General features: G+C 59.6%; 19 protein-coding genes and 1 CRISPR repeat array. Of the genes, 6 read left to right on the top strand and 13 right to left on the bottom strand.

Features of this window, described 5'->3' with window-relative positions; all coding sequences use genetic code 11:
• Positions 1-12 precede the first annotated feature (12 nt).
• From HRQ60_RS16065 to HRQ60_RS23920, 4 genes are all read right to left on the bottom strand, one after another.
• A complete protein-coding gene (locus HRQ60_RS16065; RefSeq protein WP_172197257.1) occupies positions 13-1,203 on the bottom strand; it encodes an SGNH/GDSL hydrolase family protein in 1,191 nt (396 codons plus the stop codon).
• Positions 1,196-2,350: a beta-galactosidase BglB gene (bglB, locus tag HRQ60_RS16070; protein WP_172197258.1), complete on the bottom strand. Its 1,155-nt coding sequence runs from the start codon at positions 2,348-2,350 to the stop codon at positions 1,196-1,198. The genes HRQ60_RS16065 and bglB overlap by 8 nt, the downstream gene beginning before the upstream one ends.
• 296 nt (positions 2,351-2,646) lie before the next feature.
• A CRISPR array of direct repeats spans positions 2,647-3,412; the repeat unit is 32 nt; unit sequence GTCGCACCCCGTGCGGGTGCGTGGATTGAAAC.
• A gap of 458 nt (positions 3,413-3,870) precedes the next feature.
• Complete coding sequence (locus tag HRQ60_RS16075; RefSeq protein WP_172197260.1) at positions 3,871-4,674, bottom strand: DeoR/GlpR family DNA-binding transcription regulator; 804 nt, start codon at positions 4,672-4,674, stop codon at positions 3,871-3,873.
• A gap of 216 nt (positions 4,675-4,890) precedes the next feature.
• Entirely contained in the window at positions 4,891-5,088 is a 198-nt protein-coding gene (locus HRQ60_RS23920) for an S-layer homology domain-containing protein (RefSeq protein WP_172197364.1), read from the bottom strand.
• 253 nt (positions 5,089-5,341) lie between these two features.
• Here HRQ60_RS23920 and HRQ60_RS16085 point away from each other — a divergent pair, with 253 nt between their 5' ends.
• The 4 genes from HRQ60_RS16085 (at position 5,342) to fucU (ending at position 10,367) form a co-directional block, all read left to right on the top strand.
• The gene (locus HRQ60_RS16085; protein WP_172197262.1) at positions 5,342-7,120 is read left to right on the top strand and encodes an L-fucose isomerase; all 1,779 of its coding nucleotides are present in this window, start codon (positions 5,342-5,344) and stop codon (positions 7,118-7,120) included.
• 38 nt (positions 7,121-7,158) lie between these two features.
• Entirely contained in the window at positions 7,159-8,991 is a 1,833-nt protein-coding gene (locus HRQ60_RS16090; RefSeq protein WP_246281361.1) for a rhamnulokinase, read from the top strand.
• Between the two features lie 257 nt (positions 8,992-9,248).
• Positions 9,249-9,926, top strand: coding sequence for a class II aldolase/adducin family protein (locus HRQ60_RS16095; protein ID WP_172197264.1), 678 nt, complete (start codon positions 9,249-9,251; stop codon positions 9,924-9,926).
• A gap of 18 nt (positions 9,927-9,944) precedes the next feature.
• Entirely contained in the window at positions 9,945-10,367 is a 423-nt protein-coding gene (fucU, locus tag HRQ60_RS16100; protein ID WP_172197266.1) for an L-fucose mutarotase, read from the top strand.
• Between the two features lie 274 nt (positions 10,368-10,641).
• Here fucU and HRQ60_RS16105 read toward each other — a convergent pair whose 3' ends face one another.
• The 7 genes from HRQ60_RS16105 to HRQ60_RS16135 form a co-directional block, all read right to left on the bottom strand.
• Positions 10,642-11,292 carry a histidine phosphatase family protein gene (locus HRQ60_RS16105; RefSeq protein WP_172197268.1) on the bottom strand — a complete coding sequence of 217 codons (651 nt, stop codon included), beginning with the start codon at positions 11,290-11,292 and terminating at the stop codon, positions 10,642-10,644.
• Between the two features lie 64 nt (positions 11,293-11,356).
• The gene (locus tag HRQ60_RS16110) at positions 11,357-11,647 is read right to left on the bottom strand and encodes a putative quinol monooxygenase (RefSeq protein WP_172197270.1); all 291 of its coding nucleotides are present in this window, start codon (positions 11,645-11,647) and stop codon (positions 11,357-11,359) included.
• 304 nt (positions 11,648-11,951) lie between these two features.
• Positions 11,952-12,776: a (2Fe-2S)-binding protein gene (locus HRQ60_RS16115; protein ID WP_172197272.1), complete on the bottom strand. Its 825-nt coding sequence runs from the start codon at positions 12,774-12,776 to the stop codon at positions 11,952-11,954.
• Complete coding sequence (locus HRQ60_RS16120; protein ID WP_343044715.1) at positions 12,777-13,931, bottom strand: ABC transporter substrate-binding protein; 1,155 nt, start codon at positions 13,929-13,931, stop codon at positions 12,777-12,779.
• A gap of 72 nt (positions 13,932-14,003) precedes the next feature.
• A complete protein-coding gene (locus tag HRQ60_RS16125; protein WP_172197274.1) occupies positions 14,004-15,647 on the bottom strand; it encodes a helix-turn-helix domain-containing protein in 1,644 nt (547 codons plus the stop codon).
• Between the two features lie 12 nt (positions 15,648-15,659).
• Positions 15,660-16,550 (bottom strand): hypothetical protein, encoded by an 891-nt coding sequence (locus HRQ60_RS16130; protein WP_172197277.1) that lies wholly within the window; start codon positions 16,548-16,550, stop codon positions 15,660-15,662.
• 189 nt (positions 16,551-16,739) lie between these two features.
• On the bottom strand, positions 16,740-18,803 hold the full coding sequence (locus tag HRQ60_RS16135; RefSeq protein ID WP_172197373.1) for a beta-galactosidase: 2,064 nt from the start codon (positions 18,801-18,803) through the stop codon (positions 16,740-16,742).
• Positions 18,804-18,946: 143 nt separating this feature from the next.
• Between HRQ60_RS16135 and HRQ60_RS16140 the strand changes: the two genes are divergently transcribed.
• On the top strand, positions 18,947-19,264 hold the full coding sequence (locus tag HRQ60_RS16140; protein WP_172197280.1) for a hypothetical protein: 318 nt from the start codon (positions 18,947-18,949) through the stop codon (positions 19,262-19,264).
• Between the two features lie 114 nt (positions 19,265-19,378).
• Positions 19,379-21,484, top strand: coding sequence for a polyphosphate kinase 1 (ppk1, locus tag HRQ60_RS16145; RefSeq protein WP_172197283.1), 2,106 nt, complete (start codon positions 19,379-19,381; stop codon positions 21,482-21,484).
• Positions 21,485-21,655: 171 nt separating this feature from the next.
• Here the strand turns inward: ppk1 and HRQ60_RS16150 are convergent, their stop codons facing one another.
• Together HRQ60_RS16150 and HRQ60_RS16155 are read right to left on the bottom strand one after the other, a co-directional pair.
• Positions 21,656-23,224 carry a Ppx/GppA family phosphatase gene (locus tag HRQ60_RS16150; RefSeq protein WP_172197286.1) on the bottom strand — a complete coding sequence of 523 codons (1,569 nt, stop codon included), beginning with the start codon at positions 23,222-23,224 and terminating at the stop codon, positions 21,656-21,658.
• A 172-nt stretch (positions 23,225-23,396) separates the two neighbouring features.
• Positions 23,397-24,218 carry a glycerophosphodiester phosphodiesterase gene (locus HRQ60_RS16155; protein ID WP_172197289.1) on the bottom strand — a complete coding sequence of 274 codons (822 nt, stop codon included), beginning with the start codon at positions 24,216-24,218 and terminating at the stop codon, positions 23,397-23,399.
• Positions 24,219-24,369: the final 151 nt, after the last annotated feature.

Genomic DNA, 24,369 nt, shown 5'->3' on the forward strand with positions numbered 1-24,369 from the left:
ACCTTCGGCGCGTTAAAGGGACTGCGAATCGCCGCACGCCTGCCACGCCTGCGCTCCGAGCAGAGGCACCAACCGGCGGGCCAGATTCTCGCCCATGCGGATATGGCCTTCGTCGGCGGGATGGATCAGATCGCAGGACAGACCGCCGGGATCGTCCAGCACCGTATCGCCTTTGATCGGCAGCAGCTTCGCATGGCCCACCCGCCGCGCTTCTTCCCGCAGGATTTCGTTGAACCGGAACTCTTTCGCGGCCGCTTCCGGGAAACCTTCGCCCAGTGTGGCGAAATTCGGATAGATTGTGGTCAGGGCGATCGGGCGGAGCGGATGCGCGGCCGAGATCCGCTCCAGGGTATAGCGGACCCTGGAGCGGAACGTCTCGTCGTCCATGCCGTCTCTCATATTGACGCCCAGCTCCAGGAAAAGGATGTCCCAATCGCGCCGATCCGCGATCCAGTCGATCAATTCGGGCTCGCACAGGCAGGAGCCGCTCATGCCGATATTGTACAGATCGACGCCCAGGCGCCGGGCCGTCTGATCGATATACGCCAAGCGGCTTCCTTCGCCGCCGTGCGTAATCGAAGAGCCGTAGGCGAGCAGGCGCAGCTCCGGCGTCTCGCCCGGCCTCGGCGGCCGGACCTGTTCGCCGAAGGCGTCGAGGCCGCAGAAGACGGCCTCGGCCCGCCCGAAGCGAACGCGCCAGACTGCCGGCGCGAAGCCCGAAGCCGACAGCCTGCGGGCGTCGGCCGCCTTCAGCCGCGGCGGCGCATGCAGCCGCAGCGTGCAGACCGAACCGGCCTGCAGCCGGTGCTCGGAATGGAACATTCCGCCGCAGTACACGGCGACGGTGCCGCCTTGCACCGGCAGGGCCAAGGTCACGTCCACGGTCTGCGAGGACGTGACGAAGCGCAGCTCGCAGCCGGTGGACTCGGCTGCGATAAAGCGCCCGCGAGCGCCAAGCTGCTCGCGCACGGAGCGCGGCATGCGGCGGAGGAATACGCCGCCCATGGGAGCGGCCTCAAGCTCGGCCGCTCCGTGAAAAGCGATGCCGCCTCGGACCAAGGCGGCTGGGGCCAAGATGCCGGAATCGCCTGCGGATTCCGGCCGGCCTGCGGCTGCGGGGACCGCCGGCTGTTCACCGGACGGCAGAGAGCTGCCGGCCTGCGGGTCACCGGATACGGCGCCGCCGTTCAACGATTCATTCATCGCGGCGCCCATCTTCCCCGGGGCGCTGCGCTGCTTTTTTTGCCGCTTCCGTCTCTCCGGCTTTTCCCCCAAAATGGCCCTCGCCGTGTTTCATCGCTTCAACCAGCAGCAGCAGCGCCATCGACTGGCCGTACGGCATCGGACAGATCGGAATATCGCGGTACGCCTGAAGCGTCCGGCCCATACCGGTTCCGTAGGATACGCCGCGTACAACCCCGTCCTCGTCGATCGAATCCAGGACATAGTCCAGCGCACGCAGCGCGCAGTCGCGGTGTTTGGCGTCCAGGTCGCCCATCCGGTACGCTTTGAGCATGCCATAGGCAAAAGCAGCCGCGGCCGACGTCTCCAGATACGAATCGGGATCGTCGAGCAGCGTATGCCAGGCGCCTTCCGGCGACTGCAGCTCGATCAGCTTGTCCGCCTGCCTCCGCAGCGAAGACAGGAGGAACAGCCGCACGCCGGCCGGCTGCTCGGCCATGTCCAGGTAATCGACCAGCCCCGCCGTGTACCAGGAGTTTCCCCGCGCCCACAGCGCCCGTGCAAAATGATGCCCGCCTTCAAGAAAAGTCCACCCATGGAAAAACAGACCCGTCGACGGGTCCGTCAAATACTTCAGATGGACAAGAAACTGCCGCACGCTCTCCTGCATGCACTTGTCGTCCTGGAGCAGTACGCCCATCCTCGCCACGAACAGCACCGTCATATACAGCGTGTCGTCCCAGAGCTGCCCTTCGTTCGCGCTGCCCGTCACCTCATGCTGGATACCGCCTTCCTCCGTTCTCGGCATCTCATGCAGAACGTAATCCAGCCATTCCCGGCACAGGTCGAGATAATCCGGACGCCCTGTTTCTTCCGCCAGGTACGTCAGCGTCAGCATGGGGCACATTGTGTTGACGTTTTTGTCGGGCAGCCCTTCCTGAATACGCGCATCAAACCAATCCGTAAGGAAGCGCAGCGTTTCCTTATCGCCGGTCTCCCGGTAATAACCGTGCAGCGCGAACAGCCCGACTCCCTGCGGCCATTCCCAGTTCTCCATCGAAATGATGCCGATCGGAGCCGTTTCTTCGATCGATCCCCGCATATTTTTCATCTGCCCGACAACTTTGGCGATCGTTTGTTCAAGGTTTTCTTTTGTAAGCGTAGTCATTTTTTCACTCCTTTGAGCTGCCTGGATTCGTTCGGAAAAAGGAAAGTCCGACGACGCCGGTCGATCCTGCCCCGTCAGTGTAGGCCGATGAAAGAGATCGCGTAAATAGACAAGAATCCTGCTTATCCCTGCGAACCCCAAGCTCGCATGAAATCCCCGGCAGGTTCGCACCCCGCGCCGTGCAAGGGTTCCCGGGATTTCTCTTGTGTTTTTGTCCAGGTTTGGATAGTCTGATTCTGAGGTTCGCACTTTTGCCCTTGCCAGCCCCCATGGCACATGAGCTGATAGGGCGAGCAGTCGCACCCCGTGCGGGTGCGTGGATTGAAACCGTTTATGGTTTCGTTTTTTACGCGTTTTGTGCGAGTCGCACCCCGTGCGGGTGCGTGGATTGAAACCTGAGTTTTGGCGGGCTGGTAACTTCGTTTGGCGTCGCACCCCGTGCGGGTGCGTGGATTGAAACGACGTATGGGCGGACTGGATCATTGTCGGCATGTCGTCGCACCCCGTGCGGGTGCGTGGATTGAAACCTCGGTAAAGGCGGCTATGGCCTGCCAGACATCGGGTCGCACCCCGTGCGGGTGCGTGGATTGAAACAGCAACTGAACACTAAACCAAGCTCGGAAAATTACGTCGCACCCCGTGCGGGTGCGTGGATTGAAACCCTACCGGAAGCGGAATCGAAGCCCCGGCCTGCAAGTCGCACCCCGTGCGGGTGCGTGGATTGAAACTTCGTCCGTTGTGAACAGGCTCCCGGCGGTTATGGGTCGCACCCCGTGCGGGTGCGTGGATTGAAACGTTTCGCCCCGGTAAGCAGCGCCACGTATCGGTGGTCGCACCCCGTGCGGGTGCGTGGATTGAAACGGAAGCATGGGTTACACAGCAGATTGAGCAGATTACGTCGCACCCCGTGCGGGTGCGTGGATTGAAACATTCAGTTTCCTCTGGGTTGTGAATGCGCATGATGGTCGCACCCCGTGCGGGTGCGTGGATTGAAACCGGGTAAAACGTACTATCTCGATATTAACTCGATGTCGCACCCCGTGCGGGTGCGTGGATTGAAACCGGGCTGCAGCGCGGACTCGAAACGGAGTGAACACCCCGCACCCCATCCCACCATCCAGATCCAACCCTCAGCCCGCTAACGGATTGCATGTCCGTTAGCGGGCGATTTTCCGATGGTTCCGAATTCTAACGGATCGTACGGACGCTTAGCCGCCCAAATAGGGCTCAAAAAGGGCGGAATCTGTTCTTTTTCGCTTCTAAGCGTCGTCTCGATCCGTTAAAAATATCGAACCGCCGATAGGCGCTTCTAAGCGTCACCTCGATCCGTTAGCGTGCGAAGGCGGCGCGTTGGATGCAGGTTTCCGCCGTCCGGAGACAAAGCGGAAGGACACCGGATCGCGTACAGATCGATTTTTCCGGCACAATCCGTCCACTCGTACGCCAATCCGCATCAAAAAGACGCAGCCCCCGTCCCACAAGGGACAAGGTCTGCGTCTGGGTCGTTTCTTTTGCCGCTTCTACCCTTCATCCTCGGGCTGCAGCGCTTCATCTTCCGCTTCTTCCCCGCACACCAGCGTCACTCCGTGCCCGCGCAGAAAGTCGCTCCATTCCTCCGCCGGCGGGCGGTCCGTCACGACGAAGTCGATATCGCCGAAGTCGAACAGCCGGATAAAAGCCAGGCGGTCGAATTTGGAATGATCCGCCAGCAGCATGGTCTTGTTCGCCTGCCGCCGCATCAGCAGCTTCAACTCGCTCTCGGCTTCGTTGGAATCGCAGATGCCGCCGTGCATCGACAGCGCTTTGCAGCCGAGCAGCGTCACGTCTGCGTTATAGCGTTCGATCGTCCGCGCCGCATCGGGACCGACGAAGGAGCTGGTCGAAGCGCCCAGCGTCCCACCGGTGCCGATCAGCCGATGACCCGACTGCTGGAGCGCGGACAGCGCGACGAGCGAGTTCGTAATCAGCGTCAGCTGCGAACGCCGCTCCACCAGCATCCGCAGCGTTTCAAAAGCGGTCGAGCTGGTATCCGCCATGATGCTGTCACCGTCGTGAATCAGATCCAGCGCGTACCCGGCAATCCGGCGTTTGGCTTCCAGATTGAGGTCATGCCGGCTGGCATAGGATTGATCGAGATTGGTCGGAGCGCTCAATACGGCTCCGCCGTAATTTTTCTGCGCGATGCCTTCTTTCTCCAGCTTATCCAGATCGCGGCGCACCGTCTCTTCCGAGACGCCGAATGTTTGCGCCAACGCCGAGACCTGTACCTTTTTATTGCGGTATAACTCGTTGATAATCCATTCGCGCCGCTGTTCGGCTTTCATCTTGTATCCGCCCCCGTATCCTCGTCTTGCGTCTCCGCTTCGTACCGTTCGCCCTTCCTGCATGCGCAGGCTTGCGGTTTCTTTCTACAAATATATCGATCTTTCTTCGGAATAGGCAAGGAAAAGAGTACATCGGCCCGCGCAAAAAAATCCCTATCCGCCTTGTGAAGGCGGATAGGGATGCAGCGGCCGAAGAGATTTCGGCTGTTTTTGCTTTTAGATCAAGCCGGACACTTTCAGCAGACGTTCGATGATCGCTGCCGCTTCCGCCCGTGTCATATCGGTTTTTGGAGCCAGGCTGGTGGCCGTTCTGCCCGATACGATCTCGGACTGCAGCACGGCGGCCAGGCTTTCCCGCGCCCAGTTCGAGACTTGATCGGCATCGCGGTAACCGCCAAGCAGAGATATCCCGATTTTTCAAAATCTTAAAATCCCTTTTCGCAAAAACCATAAAACCACAAATATTTTAGACAAAAAACAACAAAACAACAATAAAACCTCGCCTTATTGTTGACTTCTTTCAGCTGGGCTTTTAAGATAAAGAAGAATTGATAACGCTTTCTAACCTATATTTTCGTCGGATCGTTACGCTTTGCCGGGGATTGTTCAGGGATGCGATCGCATGCCCGAAGCCCCTTCCCATTCACCTATTTTGAGGAGGTACGTTATGTCAGCCACCGTTACCCAAGAGTATCCGAAAATCGGGATTCGCCCTACCATCGACGGCAGAAGACGCGGGGTACGCGAATCGCTGGAAGAACAGACCATGGGCATGGCGCGGCGCACAGCCGCTTTCCTGCAGGAGCATCTGCGCTATCCGGACGGTTCGCCCGTGCAGTGCGTGATTGCGGACACGACAATCGGCGGCGTAGCGGAAGCGTCCGCGGCGGCGTCCAAGTTCAAGCGGGAAAACGTCGGCGTCTCGATCACCGTGACCCCGTGCTGGTGCTACGGCTCCGAGACGATGGACATGGACGCTTCGATTCCGCACGCGGTATGGGGATTTAACGGAACGGAGCGGCCGGGTGCGGTGTACCTGGCGGCCGTGCTGTCGGCTTATGCGCAAAAAGGCATTCCGGCGTTCGGCATTTACGGCGAAGACGTACAGGAGTCCGGCAGCGAAGAGATTCCGGCCGACGTGCAGACCAAGCTGCTTCAGTTCGCAAGGTCTGCGCTGGCCGCCGCTATGATCCGGGGCAAAGCGTACCTCTCCATGGGCTCCGTGTCGATGGGTATCGCCGGTTCGATCATCGACGAGAATCTGTTCCAGCATTATCTCGGCATGCGCAACGAATACGTCGACATGTCCGAATTCGTTCGCCGCGTCGAAGAAGAGATCTACGACAAGGACGAATATGTCAAAGCGCTGGCCTGGACCAAGCAAAACTGCAAACTCGGCGCCAACAACAATCCCGAACATCTGATCATCAGCGAAGACGAACAGAATCGGCAGTGGGAATTCGTCGTCAAAATGACGCTGATCGCGCGCGATCTCATGGTCGGCAATCCACGGCTGGCGGAGCTCGGCTTCGAAGAAGAAGCGGGCGGTCATCACGCGATCGCGGGCGGCTTCCAGGGGCAGCGGCATTGGACGGACCACTTCCCGAACGCCGACTTTATGGAGACGATCCTCAATTCCTCGTTCGATTGGAACGGACGGCGCGCGCCGTACATCGTCGCTACCGAGAACGACAGCCTCAACGGCGTCGTCATGCTGTTCAACCATCTGCTGACAGGCACGGCGCAGATCTTCGCGGATGTGCGGACGTTCTGGAGCCCGGCGGCGGTGGAACGCGTGACGGGACACAAGCTTGAAGGCGCGGCGCAGGGCGGGCTGCTCCATCTGATCAACTCCGGTTCGGCGGCGCTCGACGGGACCGGCGAGCAGGAGATCGACGGACTGCCCGCGATCAAGCCTTTCTGGGACGTCACGGACGAAGAAGCGGCCAAATGCCTCGACAAGACGCTGTTCCGGCCGGCTTCGCAGGAATATTTCCGCGGCGGTGGCTTTTCGACGGATTACTTGACGCGCGGCGGCATGCCGGTCACGATGGTGCGCCTCAACCTGGTCAAAGGGCTCGGACCCGTGCTTCAGTTGGCGGAAGGCTACACGGTCGACCTGCCGGAAGACGTGCACCGCACGCTAGACGAGCGCACCGACCCGACCTGGCCGACAACCTGGTTCGCGCCGAAGCTGACAGGCAAAGGCTCGTTCTCGAACGTCTACGACGTGATGAACAACTGGGGCGCCAACCACGGCGCGATCAGCTGCGGGCATATCGGCGCCGACCTGATCACCCTCGCTTCCATCCTGCGCATTCCGGTCAGCATGCACAACGTGGACGAGAAAGACATCTTCCGCCCACGCGTCTGGTCGCTGTTCGGCACGGAAAACACGGAAGCGGCCGATTATGCAGCCTGCCGGAACTTCGGACCGCTGTACTGAGGCGTTGACGCCATTTTACCGGAAAGCAGGGCATGCCCATGAAGCCTCTTAAATTCGATTCGGAAAGTTTGAACGGGATGGGTCAAGATCCGCAGGGTGCGGACTCCGGCGAATCTGCCGCACATGCCGGGGTTGCCGGAACTGTTGAAATCTCTTCTGTCAAAAGGGTGCTGGCCGTCGATCTCGGCGCCAGCTCCGGCCGGGTCATGCTCGGCAGCTACGACGGCTCGAAGCTTGAGCTGCGCGAGATTCACCGCTTCGACAATGTGCCGGTCGAAGAAGGCGGCGGCTTGTACTGGGACGAAGGAGGGCTGTTCGCGGAGATTCAGACGGGTATCCGCCTGGCTGCCGCCGAAGGACAGCCGATCCTCGGGATCGGCGTCGACACCTGGGGCGTCGACTACGGCTGGATCGGCCAAGGCGGCGAACTGCTGCGGCCGCCGCATCATTACCGCGACGCGCGTATGGCGCGGCACGCGGCGGAACTGGAGCGCCGCCTGCCGCTGCGCGAACAGTTCGAGCTGACCGGCAATCAGCCGAATCCCATCAATACGGTATACCAGATCTTCGCCGATCTGGAAGAACAGCCCGAGCTGCGCGAGCAGGCTTCCCGTCTGCTCATGATGCCGGATTTGTTCCATTACCGGCTGTGCGGCGCCGCGGCTGCGGAGCGAAGCATCCTCAGCACCGGCGGTCTGCTTGCGGCCGGCGGCAGCGAACCGTCCGCCGCCGTATTGGAACGGCTGGGGATTCCGGCCGCCCTGCTGGCGCCGGTCGTACCGGCCGGCACGGTCCTCGGCGAACTGCGGCCGGAACTGCAGGCGCAGCTGCGCTGCGGCCCCATGCGCGTGGTGGCCGGCGCTTCGCACGACACCGCTTCGGCCGTGGCGGCGGTGCCTTACAGCAAGGTAGCGGCGGCAGGGTTGTCCGGGGCAGCGGCGAGCAGTGCGGTGAATAGAGCCGCCGGGTGGAGCAGAACGGCGGATATAGCCGACGCGGCGAAGAACGGCGGGATGGATGGCGCGGCTGAGTCAGCCGGGACAGCGAAGAGCAGCGGGATGGATGGCGCGGCTGAGTCAGCCGGCAGGGCCGAGAAAGCAAGCGGAGCGCCGGACGCCGACCGCACAACAGCCGGACGGCCGGCTGGTAAAACGGCCGGCTCCGCTGCCACCGAAGCCCCCTTCGCTGCTTTTATCAGCTGCGGCACCTGGTCGATCGCGGGGGTCGAGACCCCACGGCCGATCTTGTCCGATGCCGCTTACGAACGCGGCCTGACGAACGAAGCTTGTTACGGCGGCGGCAATCGCCTGCTCAAGAACATCACGGGCTTGTGGCTGCTTCAGGAATGCCGGCGGCATTGGAACGCCGGCGGCGAAGCGCTCAGCCACGGTGACCTGGCGGCGCTGGCCGAAGCCGCGGGACCTGCGGCTTCGCGGATCGATCCCGACGATCCGCGCTTTGCCGCTCCGGGCGACATGCCGGAGCGGGTCCGGCAGTACTGCCGGGAGACCGGGCAGCCGGTCCCCGGCAGCCACGGCGAGCTGGCGCGCGTCGTGCTCGAGAGTCTGGCTGACGCGTACGCCCGCGCGATCGACGAGCTCGAGTCGATCACAGGCCGCGCGATCGCCGCGGTCCATCTCGTCGGAGGCGGCAGCCGCAACCGGCTGCTCTGCCGCCTGACGGCGGAGCGCACCGGCCGCGAAGTCATTGCGGGCCCGGTCGAAGCGAGCGCCGCAGGCAGCGCGCTTGTCCAGCTCGCCGCATTGGGCGAGCTGGACTTCGACCGTCGGGCGGAGATTCTCGGGCGCTCGTTTGCGCTCGAACGTTACCTGCCCGGCGAACCTGCGAACCGGCAGATCCGTAAGTTCTAACGAATCCTGAGAACGCTAAACAAGCCGAAACGGCCGATTTCTTTTTCTAACGAATCCTGAGAACGCTATATCCGCTCAATCGACTAATTTCGCTTCCAAAATGCCAAATAGCGATACAGGGATTCGTTACAGGGTCGAAACTCCAATATGCGTTCGAATAGCGTTATGAGGTTTCGTTAGCGTGTCGCAGCCGGCACCAAACGGACGAATCCCTGTTTGCTCTCTACCCAATCGATTCCAAAAGGAGACCCCTACCCATGACCCAACCCCACACGATCGCCGATCCGGTCGAACGCGAGCGCCTGCTGCGCCTGCAAATCTGCGATATCGGCCGCAATCTGTTCAACAAAGACTTTATCGCCGCCAACGACGGCAACATTTCCGCCCGCCTCTCGGAGACGGAGATTCTCGCTTCCCCGACCGGCGTCAGCAAAGGCTACCTGGAGCCGCATATGCTCGTCAAAGTCAATCTCGGCGGCGAGATCGTCGAAGCCGCCGAAGGTTACCGTCCGTCCACGGAAGTCAAAATGCATCTGCGCGTCTACCGCGAATGCCCGGACATGCACGGCGTCGTCCACGCCCATCCGCCTTATGCGACCGCGTTCGCGATCAAGGGCGAAGCGCTCGACAAGATGATGATGCCGGAATCCGTGATCGCGATGGGCGATATCCCGCTTGCGGCCTACGGCACGCCGTCGACCGAAGAGATTCCGGATTCGATCATGCCTTTTCTCGGCAAGAAAACGGCCGTCCTGCTCGAAAGCCACGGCGCGCTGACCTGGGGCAAAAGCGTGATGGACGCCTACATGAATATGGAGCGCCTGGAATACACGGCCAAGCTGACTTTCCTCACGCGTATGATCGACGGCGAACGCGAGCTGCCGCAGCACCGGATCGACGAGCTGGTCGGGCTGCGTTCGTTCTACGGCTTCTAGCCGGGAGGGAGACGCGCTATGTTGAAAAAGATCCCCAAGATTCTCTCTCCCGACCTTGTCCATGCGCTGATGAAAATGGGCCACGGCGACGAAATCGTCTTGGCCGATGCCAATTTCCCCGGCCACTCGCTGCATGAGCGCGTCATTCGCTGCGACGGCCTCGACATCCCTTCCCTGCTCGACACGATGCTGGAGCTGCTGCCGCTCGATCCGTACGCCGAACACCAGGCGGCGCTGATGAGCGTCGTGCCCGGCGATCCTATCGTGCCGACGATCTGGGACACGTACCGCGAAGTGATCGCCCGCCACGATGCGTCCGCGCAGATCGCTTTTGAGGAACGTTTCGCTTTCTACGAACGCGCCCGCGGCGCCTATGCGATTGTCGTGACCGGCGAAGAAGCGCTGTACGGGAATATCCTTTTGAAAAAAGGCGTGATCTAGTTCGCTGCGATTCGAACCTTTTGCAGCGAACCCCGATCTGCCGCCTGCAATCAAGCCTGTGCAGACAGCGGACATACCTGTCTTCTGCGACTGTGCTTCATCGGCAAAAAAAAGCCGGACTCCCCACCTCTGCACATCGAGGGAATCCGGCTTTTTCATCTGTTCTTTTTCTTTTACACGTCTGTTCTTCTGTGGCTCACTCGTTCGCGCGCTTCTTCTTCCGCCTGCGCATTCGCTTCCTGACGCTTCCACTTGCTCACTCTGCATACCCGGTTCACTGATCGAACCCGATCCACTTGAACTGTCCGTCTTCGTGCTCCAGAATCGTTACGCTCGCGTTCTTGATCTCGATCGTGACATCGACGCCTTCGCACAGTTGATTGACGATATTGCGGATCGTGTTGCCGTGGGTGACGATCAGAACCTTGGCGTCGCCGGTATAATCGAGATCGATCACCGTCTGCAGCCCGCCGCGGATCCGCGTCCAGAGCTCTTCGAAGTTCTCCGCGTGATGGTACGGATCGGCTTTCTTGGTCATGTCCGCGAATTCGGCGACCGTGACCGTCTTCATCAATTCCGCAAAGCTTACTCCCGCATTGTTCTCGGCAATTTTGCCCAAAGCAATCTTGGAGTATTCGCCTTCGAACCCGCCGAAGAACGTTTCGCGAAAAGCCTTGATCCGGTTGATGACCGGAACGGGATGCCGGCTTTCGTTCAGTATGAGTTCGGCGGTCTCAAGCGTCCGGCCCGAATCGCTTGTGTAGACATAAGCGAATTCCGTATCGGCCAACCGCTGTCCGGCGGCTGTGGCGACAACCCTGCCTTCATCGGTCAGCGGACTGTCGGACCAACCCTGCATTTTTCCGTAGCGGTTCAGATACGTTTCCCCGTGTCTGACGAGGTACAAACTGATTTTCGGGCTCATGGACCATCCTCCAGTATCGAATCATGATTTGGATTTATTTCGTCGTACGATGCTTCCGGTCGGATCAGATGTCCGCCGCGCTGAACTTTTCCGCTTTCAGCGGAGCTGCGAAAAATTCGTTCGCGACTTTGAAAAATCCCGTAAAATGCGGCGAAGCGTTGTGACGCTCGATCGCGGCTTCGTCGGTCCAGACTTCAATCATGGTAAACCGGTCGAGCTGGGCAACGTCCTGGGTCAGCGTATAGCGCAGACAGCCGTCTTCGGCCTGGGAACCGGCAACGAGCGGCTGAACGGTCTGCAGAAAAGCGTCCCGCTTTTCCGGCTTGACCTGCATATCGACATGCATGACAATCATCGAATATCCTCCTCTATGAATCGTCTGCTCCGGGAATCCGATTCGGGTGGATCGATCCCGCTTTCTTGTTCCAGCTTACCACAGACACCCCGGACAAATCACGGCGCGCCAGGCAAAAAGGCGGCAGCCCCGAAGGGCTCCGCCTTTTTGGTCCGTGATCGGCTTATCGGTCAGGGGGTTGCGGCTGCCGCTTTGAAACGGCAGGAAGCAAACCCCGGGTACGACATCCTGGCCGGTCGTGCAGCAGCAGCCTGAAGGACAAGCTCCCTTAAATCCGTCAGGTCCTTCAAGTCCTTCAGGTCCGTTAGGTCCGTTTATAGGCTTCGCTTTTCGGACAGCTGTCGCAGTAGCCGTGCGAGCGGCCGGACTGCACGGTACGATAAGCCTGGCAGCAGTGCCGGCGAAGCAGAAGCGGCCTCCCTGCGGCATCCGGACCGATCGAACGGAAACGGGCATGGAACCATGAGTTTGCCGGTGCACTCAGTTCCTGCCGATGCCTGCGAATCGTGTCTGCCCGAGCGGCAAACGGCGAACCGCCCTGCTGCAATTCCGCTTCCAGGCAGAGGTACAGCGTATGAATCTGATGCAGGACGAGCGTATGCAGCACGCTGGCATTCGCTCCCGATGCCCGTTGCACCGCGCTCAGCACGGTTTGAACCTGGGCTTCGACTTTCCCTGCATAAGCGGACAGACTCGGATAACCGCCCGTCAGGCGAGGCTCTTCGCGTACCCGGTATCCCATCGCGGCTCCTGCACCGATCCGCAGCCGGATATCGCCCGGCTTCGGAGACAGGACCGCTCCATAAGCGCTGTAGGCCGCGAACAAACCGGCCGCAAGAACCGAGTATCGCTTGGCGAACAAGGTCCCGGTTACGTCCGGTGCGGCTCTTCCCAACAGCACGGATTGGCGGAGCAGCAGGAGGCGCAGGACGTCCGGGTCCAGCAGATCCTGAACGGAGTAAGGAAAGTTCTGTACGTCTTCCTCCTCGAACTCCGCATCCTTGCCCGGCCGCTTCCTTACCATCGCAAACCGGTCTCTCAGAAAAGCTTCCAGGGTTTCCGACTGCCGCTCTTCAAGCGGCTCCGACTCCGGCAGTTTCAGTTTCTCCGGCTGCTCCGACTTGTCCATCTATTCGACCTGCTTTCGCACATCTTCCAGGATCTCGGTCCGGCCGATGACCCCCCAGCTTTTGAACAACCAGAAAGAATCCGTTTCGTATACGCGCGCCTGCTGCACAGCCGGAACGTTTTTCCAGACCGAACTTTTTTGGGCCGCAGCGAGGAAATCCGCGCCATTGGGATCGACTTCCAGAATCAGCCGGTCGGCATCCAGATCGGCCACCGCTTCCAACGACAAATCTTCGCGTTGATCGATCGGCGTCAAGGAAGACGGTTCGAAGCCCAGGTCGTGATAGAGCAGTCCGTTCGTCGGATGCCCGTTCTGCGCATAGATTTGCAGCAGTTTGTCCCGCACCCGGATATAAGCCAGTTTACGATGCTCCGACTGTTCGACCTGCGCCCGGACCTCCGCCGTTTTCTTGTCGAGTTCGGCAATTTTCTCCTGTGCCAACCCGGTCTTGTCGTACATCTCCGCAATTTTCAACAAGTCTTCCGTCCAAAAGTCGGGATCTTCGTCGTAGTCTTTCCATTCGTTGCCCAAAACGACAGTCGGCGCAATCTTGTTCAACTGCTCGTAGGTCGTCTCGTCTGTCCGGCTTTCGACCAGAATCACATCCGGGTCCAGCAGCAGAATCGCTTCCAGATTCGGCGCTTCGGCCGATCCGACCGTAGCCACGCCTTCCAGCTCATCCGCCAGATAAGGCAGGTAATCGCCGCCGTAGCGCTCTTCCGTATTGACGCCCACCGGCGTCTCGCCGATCGTCAGCATATGGTCGATATACGAGGCGGACAAAGAGACCACCCGTTTCGGCGAAGCCGGAATTTCCGCCGTTCCTTTCAGATGCGTAATCGCAATCGTGGCTGACTTTCCGCTGCCTGCTGAAGAAGAAGTTTGCGCTTCGGAAGTCGAGGCCTCGCCGGAAGACGCTTTTGTATCCGAACCGGCTTCGGTTTGCGCCGCCGCTTCGGTCTTCCCTGTCTGTGCATTCGGCATGGCCGATCCGCAGGCGGAGAGCATCAGTACCGCCGCAATCAGCAGCATCCAGCCCGCGGCGAACGGTACGCGTGCAGCGCCGAAGCGAGTCTTCCTGCTCCCGCTTTCTTTAGGTTCGCTGCTTGATCTATTCTTTTTCCCCTTATTCAATCCGTTCCCTGTATGCTGCACCGTTCATCCCCCTATAAGTGATAATCATTATCACTCTATACTAGGGAAGAAGCGCCTTCGGTTCAATGGACGTTATCGCCGATTTTGCATGGACAAATTCACCCGGGTTGCTTCGGTCATTCGGTCAAACAGTTCGTGCATCGCCTCGAGACGGCCTGCCGGGCCAAGCGCTTTGAACAAAAGTCCCTGCGCATCGCAGACCCGTCCTTCCCTGACCGCCCGAAGCGACTGCCACTCTTCGGAAGCTTCGATCGCGCGCATGCGTCCCGCCGCTTCCGGCGTCGGTTCCACTGCCATAAACAGCCAGTCCGCATCGAAAAGGGGAAGCTGCCCGGGACCGATATTCAACGCCCATTCGCCTGCCGGAAAATGATCGGGAAGCTGCAAACCGAGATCGTCGTACAGCAGCGCTCCTGTCTGATTCAGCGCTCCGTATACGCGGCACAATGTCGCACCGACCCGAATATAATAAGCCGTCATCCTGCGCCCCGCTTGGGCCGTCAGCTGTGCGCGCATCCTTTTCCGCTTCGCTTCGTACCGGCCGATCCAGTCTTCCGCTTCATTCTGCCGACCGAAGATGCCGCCCATCTGCCTAAGCTGCCGTACCAGGTCATTGGAGTAGGAAAGCGTGACGGTCGGAGCAATCCGCTCCAACTGCGCGTCGGCGTCCAGGCGGCTGCTGGTCAGGATCAGGTCCGGCGCGGTTCGGCCCAGCTTGGCATAACTGAAGGCCGAACTGTCGAGCCGGACGGATGCTCCCGGTTCATCAGACTGCGCCGCGGCCGATTCGCCGATTCGCGGAATCCTTTGCTCGTAAGACAATACGGCGACAGGCGAAATGCCGAGCGTCGTCAGATAGTCGTCAAGCCCGTAGTAGACAGTCGCAATCCGCAGATCGCTTCGCTTCATATATTGGCCCGGGGCAATGCCTTCCGACTTTTTGAATGCCCGGCTGAAATAATGCTCGTCCTTGTAGCCGACGCTTCGCGCGATCGTCTTGATCTTGTCGCTTGAGAACAGCAGCTGCTTCGCCCGGGTCATTCGCAGATGCAGCAGATACTGGGCCGGAGTCCGTCCGGTTCGGGCTTTGAACGTCCGAATGAAATGATTGACGCTCATCCCGGATCGAACGGCCATCTCCTCAATACTCACTTCCCGCGCATAATGCCCGGACATGTACGCCAAAGCGAGATCGATCCCGGACCGCCCGGCTTCTTCCTCCGTGCTTTTCAAAAGTCCGCTCTGCCTATCGCCTGCCGCCGATTCCGTCTGGCGTACGCCCATCCAGCGGTGCAGCGCATGCTTGAGTTCCAGCCGGTCGCGAGGCGGCGCTTCCCCCGCCATTCCCGGCAGGCGCTCCGGAAGCCCGGACGACCGTTCCAACCTTCCCGAAGCGGGAAGTTCGGCTTCCGCCGCCAACCACTGCCCGGCGTATTTCTGCATGCGGCAGCAGGAGAACAGCAGCAGCGTGACGCGAAATCCCGCTTCCCAGCGTCCGCCGAGCGCGGTTCCGGGGACCAGCCAGAACCGGTCGCCCGCTTCCGCCGTATGGGTATGCCCGTCGATCGACACGGCGGCCCGTCCACTTTCGACCGCAAGCAGACCGCATTTGTCCAGCTCTCTGGGACGCAGAACGCCTTCATCTTGGAACTCCGCCCGGCAGAGCCGAACCGAAGGAAAAAAGAGCCGGTCCGGTTTGCTTTTGGCCGTGTTCATGATCCCCACTCCTTATGCGAAAAAGTCGTACGTCCGCGTCCACTCGCGCTTCTCGCCCGGTGCAAGCTCGATTGCGATAAAGACTTCAGGCGCAACCACATGTCCCGACCCCCATACTCCAAGCTTGAAAGCGTCGAAGTCGCCGCGCTCGCGCACGCCCGCTCCGCTAGGTTGATGCAGCAGCTCCCAGTAGGGCAATTCGCCGACGGCGAAGCCGCCGAACAAACTGTAATATTCTTCGCCCGCCAGAGCGTTCCAGGTCATCCGGCCGGCCGAAAGTTCCAGTTTGTCTTCCACGCCGCCGTCGCCGAGCAGATGCAGTTCCGGTTCGTACGGCAGATTCAGTACATAATCCGGTCCTACCGGATGCCCGCCGATCCCCATGAAATTATGTACGTATTCGCTGGTCGAGAAGCTCTTCGTCCCCGTATTGTCCAGCTTGTAACGGATATGCAGGCTGCGGCCGTCAATTTCGACCGTTTTGACGAGCACGGCCGCATAGCCGTTATGCTCCGGCGCCGTGGAAGTGAAGCGGATCCATGCGGGTCCGATTTCCGTCTGGACTTCGTAGGCTTCGACCGGATACGTTCGGGCAAAATTGTAGCTTTCGTCGTCGATTCGCGTCAGCGCGCCGATGCCGAGTTTGACAAAGGACTCGCCGGGTGCAGCTTCTTCGTAGCCGATCGCTTTTTCGATGCCGAACTCCCCGGACAAGCCTTCGCCGCCCGTTCCCTGACCCGCGACCAGACTCTCCGGTACGCAAAAGTTCAAACCCGCGCTTTCGAGTCTCACCTGCGTAATCCATCCGGTCCGGTCGAACCGTGTTCCGGTGCAGGTCTCCGGAGCTTTGATCGTGACCGTGAGCTCTTCCCCGGTCAGCGTATATTCGTGTGTTTCGTTCATGTTGAGTTCCTCCTCGATATTCGCGGCCGGTTTTCCGAAGCCGCCGTCCGCCCGTTGTCCCATCATAGCGCGGCCCGGCCAAAAAAGGTACTGCTCCGCCTCCGGTCCAACGCAAAAAGGACAGGCGCGGGCCCATCCTTGTTGTCGGGCGGTTGGATCGTCTATCGGTCCGGCAGCCGCAAGCGCGATTCAATCCATGGCCACGCCGTCTTCCATCGCCGCCGAGCAGGCAGCGCTTTCGCGGTCTTCGACGATTGCGAAACCCCAGGCCGGCAGCCGCAGCAGTTGGCCGTGCCGGATGTCCGCTCCCGACAGCAGTTCCCGGCCGTCGCGGTATCCGTATTCGAATGCCGCCGGTTCGCCGGAATAGTTCAGGAAATAGCGTACGCGGCAGCCGGCTCCGTTCACGCCGGATTTGACGACGAGCGGGAACTTGATCTTCTGCTCTTCGCCCCATAATCCGGCGTCTCGCAGCACCCGTTCGAACACTTGGAACAGCAGGTCTTCGCCCGGCATGAAACCGATATAAGTCGCCGTGCCTTCGCCGAACACATTGTGCGTGATTGCCGCGTACTCTTTCCACTCGGGATGATCGTAACGCGCCCATACTTCCGCTGTCGTCGGCGTCAGCAGTTCCATCCAGGTCTCCGCTTGATAACCCTCTTCAACGGTATCAAGCAGATTGCGTGTCAGCCGGACAGACACGTTTTTCGGTTCGGCAAACAGCTGGTAATTCACGCCGCAGGCATGCTCGATCAGCCCCGGCTGGGCGCTTGTACGCACCTGCACGTCGGCGTTCGCGAAGCCGCTTTTGAACGTATAGACCACATGCCCGCCTTTTTCCGTAAATTCGTTCAGCTTCTCCAGCAGCCGGTCCGCTGCGCTGTACAAGGCCGGTACGACAATCAGATCGTATTCCGCCAGCACTTTCGACTCCGTGTCCGGGTGGACGAAGTCGCAGCCGACATTCAGCTTGTAGAGCGCATCGTAGCAGCGTCGCACGACGTCGTTGTAGAGCACGCCGCCCGGCAGCGGGAACCAGTCGATGGCGCTGAGCGATTCGTTGCTGACCAGCATCGCGACCCGGTTGATTTTGCGCAGACCGCTCAGCGATCCGCTCAGACGCGCGAAGTCCGCTCCGATCGTTCGGGCCTCCTCGTACACGGGGTTCGGCTGCAGGTCGTGACTGAGCAGTCCTTTCCAATACGTCTCGAACGAATTATGGATCGAATGCCAGTGCCAATAAGCGACCATGCTTGCTCCCGAAGCCAGATGGCTGAACGCGAGCAGGCGCAGCTGCCCGGGATACGGCGTCCAGTGCGGGAAAGCCTGGGCCTGCGTCTCCAAGACGAGATAAGCCGATTGTTTGAGCGACCGCGCCAGATCGCCGCCGAACGAAATTTCGATGCCGGTCAGCTTGCTCTGTGAAGGATGGTAGATGTCCACGCCCGCAATGTCGAACGGCTTCGAAGCCTTGAAATGATCCACGTCCCGCTGCACGCCGTACGAATGGCCGCGCCAGTCGAAATCGAAGTTGTGCGTGGTGAATTGGCCGGGCTTCTTGTAGCCGTTGACAATGTCGACCTGCCAGGCCAGAAATTCGGTCACGAGCTGCCGCTGGAAGCGGGCGAACTCCGCCCCCAGACTGCCGTTGATCGTACCGAGCACCGAAGGGAAATCTTCCCATGCGTCGATGCGGTTGCTCCAATAGGCCAACCCGAAGCGGCGGTTCAGCTCGCCGAGATCGCCGCCGAACTTCTCCCGCATCGCTTTGACGAAGCGCAGCTGAACGTTGGGACCGGCGGTTCCGTAATGCTTGGTCTCGTTGTCGATCTGATAGCCGATCACCGCCGGATGACCGCAGACGCGGCCGATCAATTTGCGAATGATCCGCTCGGCATAGAACAGATAGGCGGGGCTTGTGATGTCCATAATCTGGCGCGCTCCGTATTTCCCCGGACCGCTGCGGGTCTCGGCCAGGACCTCGGGATGTTCGCGCACCATCCAGGCCGGGACGGCATAGGTCGGCGTACCGACGATCACGGAGATGCCCGCCTCATGCATGGCATCCAATACGCGATCCACCGAAGCGAAATTGAACACTCCGTTTTGCGGTTCATGCGTGCTCCAGGTCGATTCCGCGATCCGTACGACGGTAATGCCCGCCTCCTGCATCATCTCGATATCTTTGGCCAGCCGGTCATCAGGCATATATTCATCGTAATAAGCGACTCCGTAATGCAGACGTTCCATATCCATAGGAATTCCATCCTTTCCGCTTGCCGGACTGCAGAGGCAGATACCGGATGCCGCGTCCCGGTTGTCCGCGCTTGGACCTGCCTGGGTACGATCCGAGTCCTGCTCCTGTCCGTAACCCTTTCGCGGTCGCCGTCCCCATGTCCTGCAAACGCTCTATTTTTGTCGGACGGGTTCAAATTTCCTGCCGCAGCAGACCGGCATTGCGGATTTGGGTTTTACTCCCCCTTGACGCTTCTTGGTTCCGCACGCTCCGAATTCACGGCCAAAAAGAAAACCCGCTCAAAAAACGTTTATTTTTGCTATTTTCGGTCTACTTTTTCTTTTGTAAGCGTTCAACTGGAATTCAGATGGAAAAAGGATTTTTTTACATTCGCTTAACAAAAGGGCGTTATACTGATAAAGAGCAGCTCGGAAAAAGGGGAAGCTTCGCAACCCGCCGCCGTTTCGCTGCGTAAACGATTTTGTGTCTACCGGAACGGCTCCGGCGATCAAGCCGCTAAATGACCGGATTTGTACGAACAATCTGTGTGCCGGGCACCTGCGCCTGCATGCTGTACTTGGAGGAACTTATGGATAATAATCATACGGCTCACCGGGGAACATCCCCATACTACATCAACCGTGACCTCAGTTGGATCGAATTCAATTACCGCGTTCTCGAAGAAGCCCAGGAACCGGAGACGCCGCTTCTGGAACGTGCCAAGTTTCTGGGGATCGTCTCGCGCAATCTGGACGAATTCATGAGCGTCCGGGTAGCCGGTATCCGCAACCAGCTCAAAGCCGGAATCACCAAAAAAGATTTCTCCGGTTATACCCCTCCCGTTCTGTACAAGCGTCTGAGCAAACGGATCGAGAAGATGGTAGCGGCGGAGTACCGTACATACCGCGAGCTGGTACGTCTGATGGCCAAAGAAAGCCTGATGCTGAACCGCTATGAAGATCTGAGTGCCACCCAGCAAAAAGCGGCGGACGATTACTTCCACGATGTAATCTTCCCCGTTCTGACTCCCATGGCGGTCGACCTGAGCCGGCCGTTCCCGCTGGTGCACAGCCAGAACGTCTATCTGGCGGCGCTGCTTGAGCGCGACAACACGCCGGAAGATCTGCCCGATGAAGAACGGTACTATTTTGCGATCGTGCAGGTCCCTTCCATTCTGCCGAGACTGGTCTCGGTCAGTCAGCGCAGCCACAGCAAGAAGCAGAGTTATGTCCTGATCGACGAGCTGATCTGCCACCATATCCAGACGCTGTTCAGCGGCCACAAAGCGGTCACCGTGCATGCGTTCCGCCTCACCCGCGACGCCGATCTGGAGATCAACGAAGAAGAAGCGGACGACCTGCTCGAAGAAATCGAGAAGAAACTGCGCAAGCGCCGCCGCGGCGCGCCTGTCCGGCTCGAAGTGCAAAAAGGCTTCCACCCCTACGCGCTGCAGCTGCTGCAGGAAGAATTCGAGATCGAAGACGCCGTGTACGAGATCGACGGGCCGATCGACCTCGGCTTCCTGTCGTCGTTCGCCGGTTCCGTCAAAAATCGAGATGCGCTCCGTTATCCGTCGCGGCTGTCTACCTACCCGCCCGAATTCGGAGACGGCGGAGACACCGACTACTTCGGCGTACTGAAAGAACGCGATGTCCTGCTGCATCATCCATTCGAAACGTTCGATGCCGTCAGCGATTTCGTCGAACAGGCTGCCGAAGATCCGAACGTGATGGCGATCAAGATGACCCTGTACCGGGTCAGCAGCAAATCGGCCATTATCCGTTCCCTCGCCGAAGCTGCGGAAGCCGGCAAACAGGTTACGGTCGTCGTCGAATTGAAAGCCCGGTTCGACGAAGAACGCAATATCAGCTGGGCGCGCACGCTGGAGCAGGCCGGCTGTCATGTCGTCTACGGACTGGTCGGACTCAAGACGCACGCCAAAGCGATCCTCGTCGTCCGGCGCGAAGAAGACGGCCTGCGCCGTTACGTGCACGTAGGTACCGGTAACTACAACGATGCGACGGCCAAGCTCTATACGGACGTCGGCTTGATGACTTCCAATCCTTCGATCGGCGAAGATGCTTCGGAGCTGTTCAATCATATTACCGGCTATTCGAGTCATCCCGACTGGAAAGAGATTTCGGTCGCGCCGGATACGATGATGGGCACCTTCGTGACGAATATCCGCCGCGAAGCCGACCATGCCAAAGCCGGCCTCCCGGCTCGCATCATCGCCAAGTTCAACTCGCTGTCCAACCAGCAGATCATCGACGAACTGTACGAAGCGTCCAAAGCCGGCGTCAAAGTCGACCTGATCGTGCGCGGCGTCTGCTGTCTGCGCCCGGCCGTCCCGGGGCTGAGCGAGAATATTACAGTGCGCAGCATCGTCGACCGGTATCTGGAACACTCCCGGATCTATTACTTCGAGAATGGCGGCGATTCCGAGATCTTCCTCTCGAGCGCCGACTGGATGACCCGCAACCTGACCCGCCGCGTGGAATTGATGTGCCCGATTCTCGATCCGAGCTGCAAAGATACGCTGCTGAATATCGTGAAGCTCTATCTCAAAGACAACGTCAAAGCCCGCATTCTGACTTCAAGCGGCGGCTACGAGTCGTTTGATAACGGCGAAGAACCGTTCCGCAGCCAATTCCGTGCGGAAGATCTCCGCTCCTGGAAATCGACGCTCGTCTAACCCCGGATTTTTCGGCACATGAATCGACAAAGAAGCCCGTTCCCCGATTACCGGGGGACGGGCTTCTTGTCTGAACGTCCGCTTCGCTGCGGATACTCGAGCGACGGACCTGTATGACGGTTGATGTCTATTCATGCCCGCTTCGTTTTCGCCAAAGCGGGAGCGGATCCGTCAGACGGCCGGCTTGATCTTCAGCTCGATCTTCACGTTCCATTCTTTCTCGAAATCGCGGGCCGCCGCTTTGAGGTCGCGAATTTCCATAAACGCTTCGTTCCGGCAGGTCAGGGTCAGCTCGAAGCGGTCGCCGCTGCGCTTGGCGGTCAGCTCGGTCACGGCCTGCGTTTCGCTGGCATCAAGCGCGGTCGCGAGCTGCAGGACGGCGCCAAGACGCCGCGTGCGTTCGTCGTCTTTGGGCAGCAGAATATCTTTGTACGTCTGCGCGGTTACGCTTTTGCGCCATTTCACTTTGGCGGCAAGAGCCGCGATCAGAGCAGTCAGAATAATCTCCCGGTGCGTTAATCCCGCCAGCGGGCGCTTGGTCAGCAGATACTGCGTGTGTTCCTCGTAATCGATATAGCCGATCTCCGTTCCGGTCTGGTACGTCCAGGCCGCCACGCGCAGCAGCTTGCGGTTCCATTCGTTCTCTCCGCCTTCGCCCAGCGCTTCGTACAAAATGCGCGCGAAGCGTTCCGTCTGGCGCAGATGAAGCTGGCGCGGCCGCGGCATGTTGGACAGCAGCGCGCGAAGCTCGAACTCCAATACGTTCTCGTGCACGGCCTGCTCGGGATGCAGCAGCTCGAAGAACAGCCCTTCGCGCAGTCCCGTCGCGCTGACCACGTAACGCGAAGCTTTCATATGCCGGAACAAGGTGCGGAGAATAATCATCCCCGGCACAATAATGTCGATCCGGTTCTTGGACAAGCCCGGTACCCGCTTGCGATGGTTGTTGTCCATCCCGGGCAGCGAATGGTAGAAGTAGTCGACGTCTTCGTCCTGCATGACATAATTGTGCGTATGCGGCAGCGAATAATTGCGGCGCCGTTGATCCATTTTGCCGAGTCCCCGGATCGTTCCGCCCAGGCCCACCAGATCAAGTCCGGGATGTTCGGACATCCAGGCATGCTTTTGGGCTTCGTTCAGAACAAAACGCTCCAGTTCGCCCATACGCTCTTCGGTCCAAGGACCGCTTCCGCCGAAACGCACGTTCATATTGACCGCGCCGAACGGGAAAGAGAAACTCGAGACGCGCTGGCGTTCCCGAAACAAGGTCACTTCCGTACTGCCGCCGCCGATATCGACGATAAATCCGGTCGCGATATCGATTTTGTTGACGACGCCGATAAAGCCGTAATGCCCTTCCATCTCGCCGGGCAGCAGCTCGATATCGAGCCCCGTCTCCCGGTTCAAAATTTCGATGATCTGATCGGAATTCGAGGCATTCCGGATCGCGGCGGTCGCCACGGCCCGAATACGGGTTGCTCCGTAAGCTTCGCATACTTCGGTGAACTGCCTGAGTACCGGCACCACCGAGTGGATCGCCGGAGAAGGCATGATGCCTTCCGGCGTTACCAGCGCGCTGAGACGGGCCGCTTCGCGCGACTCGGTCAGCACACGGTACGAACCGCCGCTTTCGCTTTCGTAAACGACAAGCCGGATCGAGTTAGAGCCGATATCGATAATGCCTGCACGCAGGCTGACCTGCCCTGCCTCGGGGCGGTTGATTTCGGGTACGGTGGTCATGATTGGACAGCTCCTTATCCCCGGCGCCCGGTATCCGGTCGGGCCGTGATTGCAAACCGGTTTCTTTATGTTTTCATTAGCCTTAACCTTAGCAAACCAAACAGAACGGCGCAATGCGCACCGTCCTGTTTTTTTACACGGATTTTACTTTTCGCTTCGAAAAGACACTTTTTCAGCGAAAGGTTTCGGGATTCGCCCGATATTCGGCCAACAGTCTCGCCGCCCGGTCCGGATGATCGGTGATCAATCCGGCCGCTCCCATCGCGATCAGCTCGCGCAGCCGGGACTCGTCGTTGACGGTAAACGGATGATAATCCGCTCCCGCCTCCAGCGCTTCGCGTACCCAATCCGCCCTTACGGCCGGTTCGTAAGCATGCAGCGCGTCCGCGCCGAGCGACTTCGCATACTCCCAGGGCCGGTAAAGTCCTTCCATATAGAGCACGCCCGTCCGGATCTCCGGCGCCAGCTTTTTGCAGAGGGCCAGCGAATAATGGTTGAAGCTCGAGAAGATCGTCTGCTGCTCCAACCCGTGCCGGCGCACGGCTTCGATCACGATTTGTTCCAGGCCTTCATAGGCGCATACGGTATTCTTGAATTCGATATTGACGACAATCCCCGTGATCCGCGCCAGCTCCAGCAGCTCGTCCAGATGCGGAATACGCTCGCCCATAAACTCGGGATGGTACCAGCTTCCGGCATCCAGGCTGCGCAGTTCCCCGTAAGTCTTGTCGCCGACCCAACCGGAAGCTCCGGCCGTGCGCGACAGCGTCTCGTCATGGATAAGCACCGGCTGCCTGTCTGCGCTGAGCTGCACATCGGTCTCGATTCCCGTCGCTCCGAGCTCCACGGCCCGGCGGAACGCCGCCATCGTATTTTCCGGACGTGTACCCGAAGCGCCCCGGTGTGCAAAAATGATCGGAGCTCCCGGTCTGCCCGCCGCCCTGCGTTCCTGCGTACGGATCGTGGAATGCCCTGCCTTGTTGGTCTCGTTCATCGTTATCGCCTCTTCTCCGGTCCGGCTCCTCGGCCGTTCCTGATTGGTCTCGATCGGTCTGATCCAGTATACCTTCTTTGCGTAAATGCCATGTTAAACCCAAACGTTTACCGTAAAATGGAGGTTTTACAAAACAGGGGGCTTTTATTTA

It is taken from the genome of Saccharibacillus qingshengii (assembly GCF_013185195.1).
Taxonomy (GTDB): Bacteria; Bacillota; Bacilli; order Paenibacillales; family Paenibacillaceae; genus Saccharibacillus; species Saccharibacillus qingshengii.

Coding starts and splice junctions, on each gene's coding strand:
- bglB (WP_172197258.1), bottom strand. CDS start 2,350: ATGACTACGCTTACAAAAGAAAACCTTGAACAAACGATCGCCAAAGTT.
- HRQ60_RS16105 (WP_172197268.1), bottom strand. CDS start 11,292: ATGAGCCCGAAAATCAGTTTGTACCTCGTCAGACACGGGGAAACGTAT.
- HRQ60_RS16095 (WP_172197264.1), top strand. CDS start 9,249: ATGACCCAACCCCACACGATCGCCGATCCGGTCGAACGCGAGCGCCTG.
- HRQ60_RS16130 (WP_172197277.1), bottom strand. CDS start 16,550: ATGAACGAAACACACGAATATACGCTGACCGGGGAAGAGCTCACGGTC.
- HRQ60_RS16090 (WP_246281361.1), top strand. CDS start 7,159: ATGAAGCCTCTTAAATTCGATTCGGAAAGTTTGAACGGGATGGGTCAA.
- HRQ60_RS16115 (WP_172197272.1), bottom strand. CDS start 12,776: ATGGACAAGTCGGAGCAGCCGGAGAAACTGAAACTGCCGGAGTCGGAG.
- HRQ60_RS16075 (WP_172197260.1), bottom strand. CDS start 4,674: ATGAAAGCCGAACAGCGGCGCGAATGGATTATCAACGAGTTATACCGC.
- HRQ60_RS16085 (WP_172197262.1), top strand. CDS start 5,342: ATGTCAGCCACCGTTACCCAAGAGTATCCGAAAATCGGGATTCGCCCT.
- HRQ60_RS16110 (WP_172197270.1), bottom strand. CDS start 11,647: ATGATTGTCATGCATGTCGATATGCAGGTCAAGCCGGAAAAGCGGGAC.
- HRQ60_RS16140 (WP_172197280.1), top strand. CDS start 18,947: ATGTCCTGCAAACGCTCTATTTTTGTCGGACGGGTTCAAATTTCCTGC.
- HRQ60_RS16150 (WP_172197286.1), bottom strand. CDS start 23,224: ATGACCACCGTACCCGAAATCAACCGCCCCGAGGCAGGGCAGGTCAGC.
- HRQ60_RS16155 (WP_172197289.1), bottom strand. CDS start 24,218: ATGAACGAGACCAACAAGGCAGGGCATTCCACGATCCGTACGCAGGAA.
- HRQ60_RS16135 (WP_172197373.1), bottom strand. CDS start 18,803: ATGGAACGTCTGCATTACGGAGTCGCTTATTACGATGAATATATGCCT.
- HRQ60_RS16125 (WP_172197274.1), bottom strand. CDS start 15,647: ATGAACACGGCCAAAAGCAAACCGGACCGGCTCTTTTTTCCTTCGGTT.
- HRQ60_RS16065 (WP_172197257.1), bottom strand. CDS start 1,203: ATGAATGAATCGTTGAACGGCGGCGCCGTATCCGGTGACCCGCAGGCC.
- fucU (WP_172197266.1), top strand. CDS start 9,945: ATGTTGAAAAAGATCCCCAAGATTCTCTCTCCCGACCTTGTCCATGCG.
- ppk1 (WP_172197283.1), top strand. CDS start 19,379: ATGGATAATAATCATACGGCTCACCGGGGAACATCCCCATACTACATC.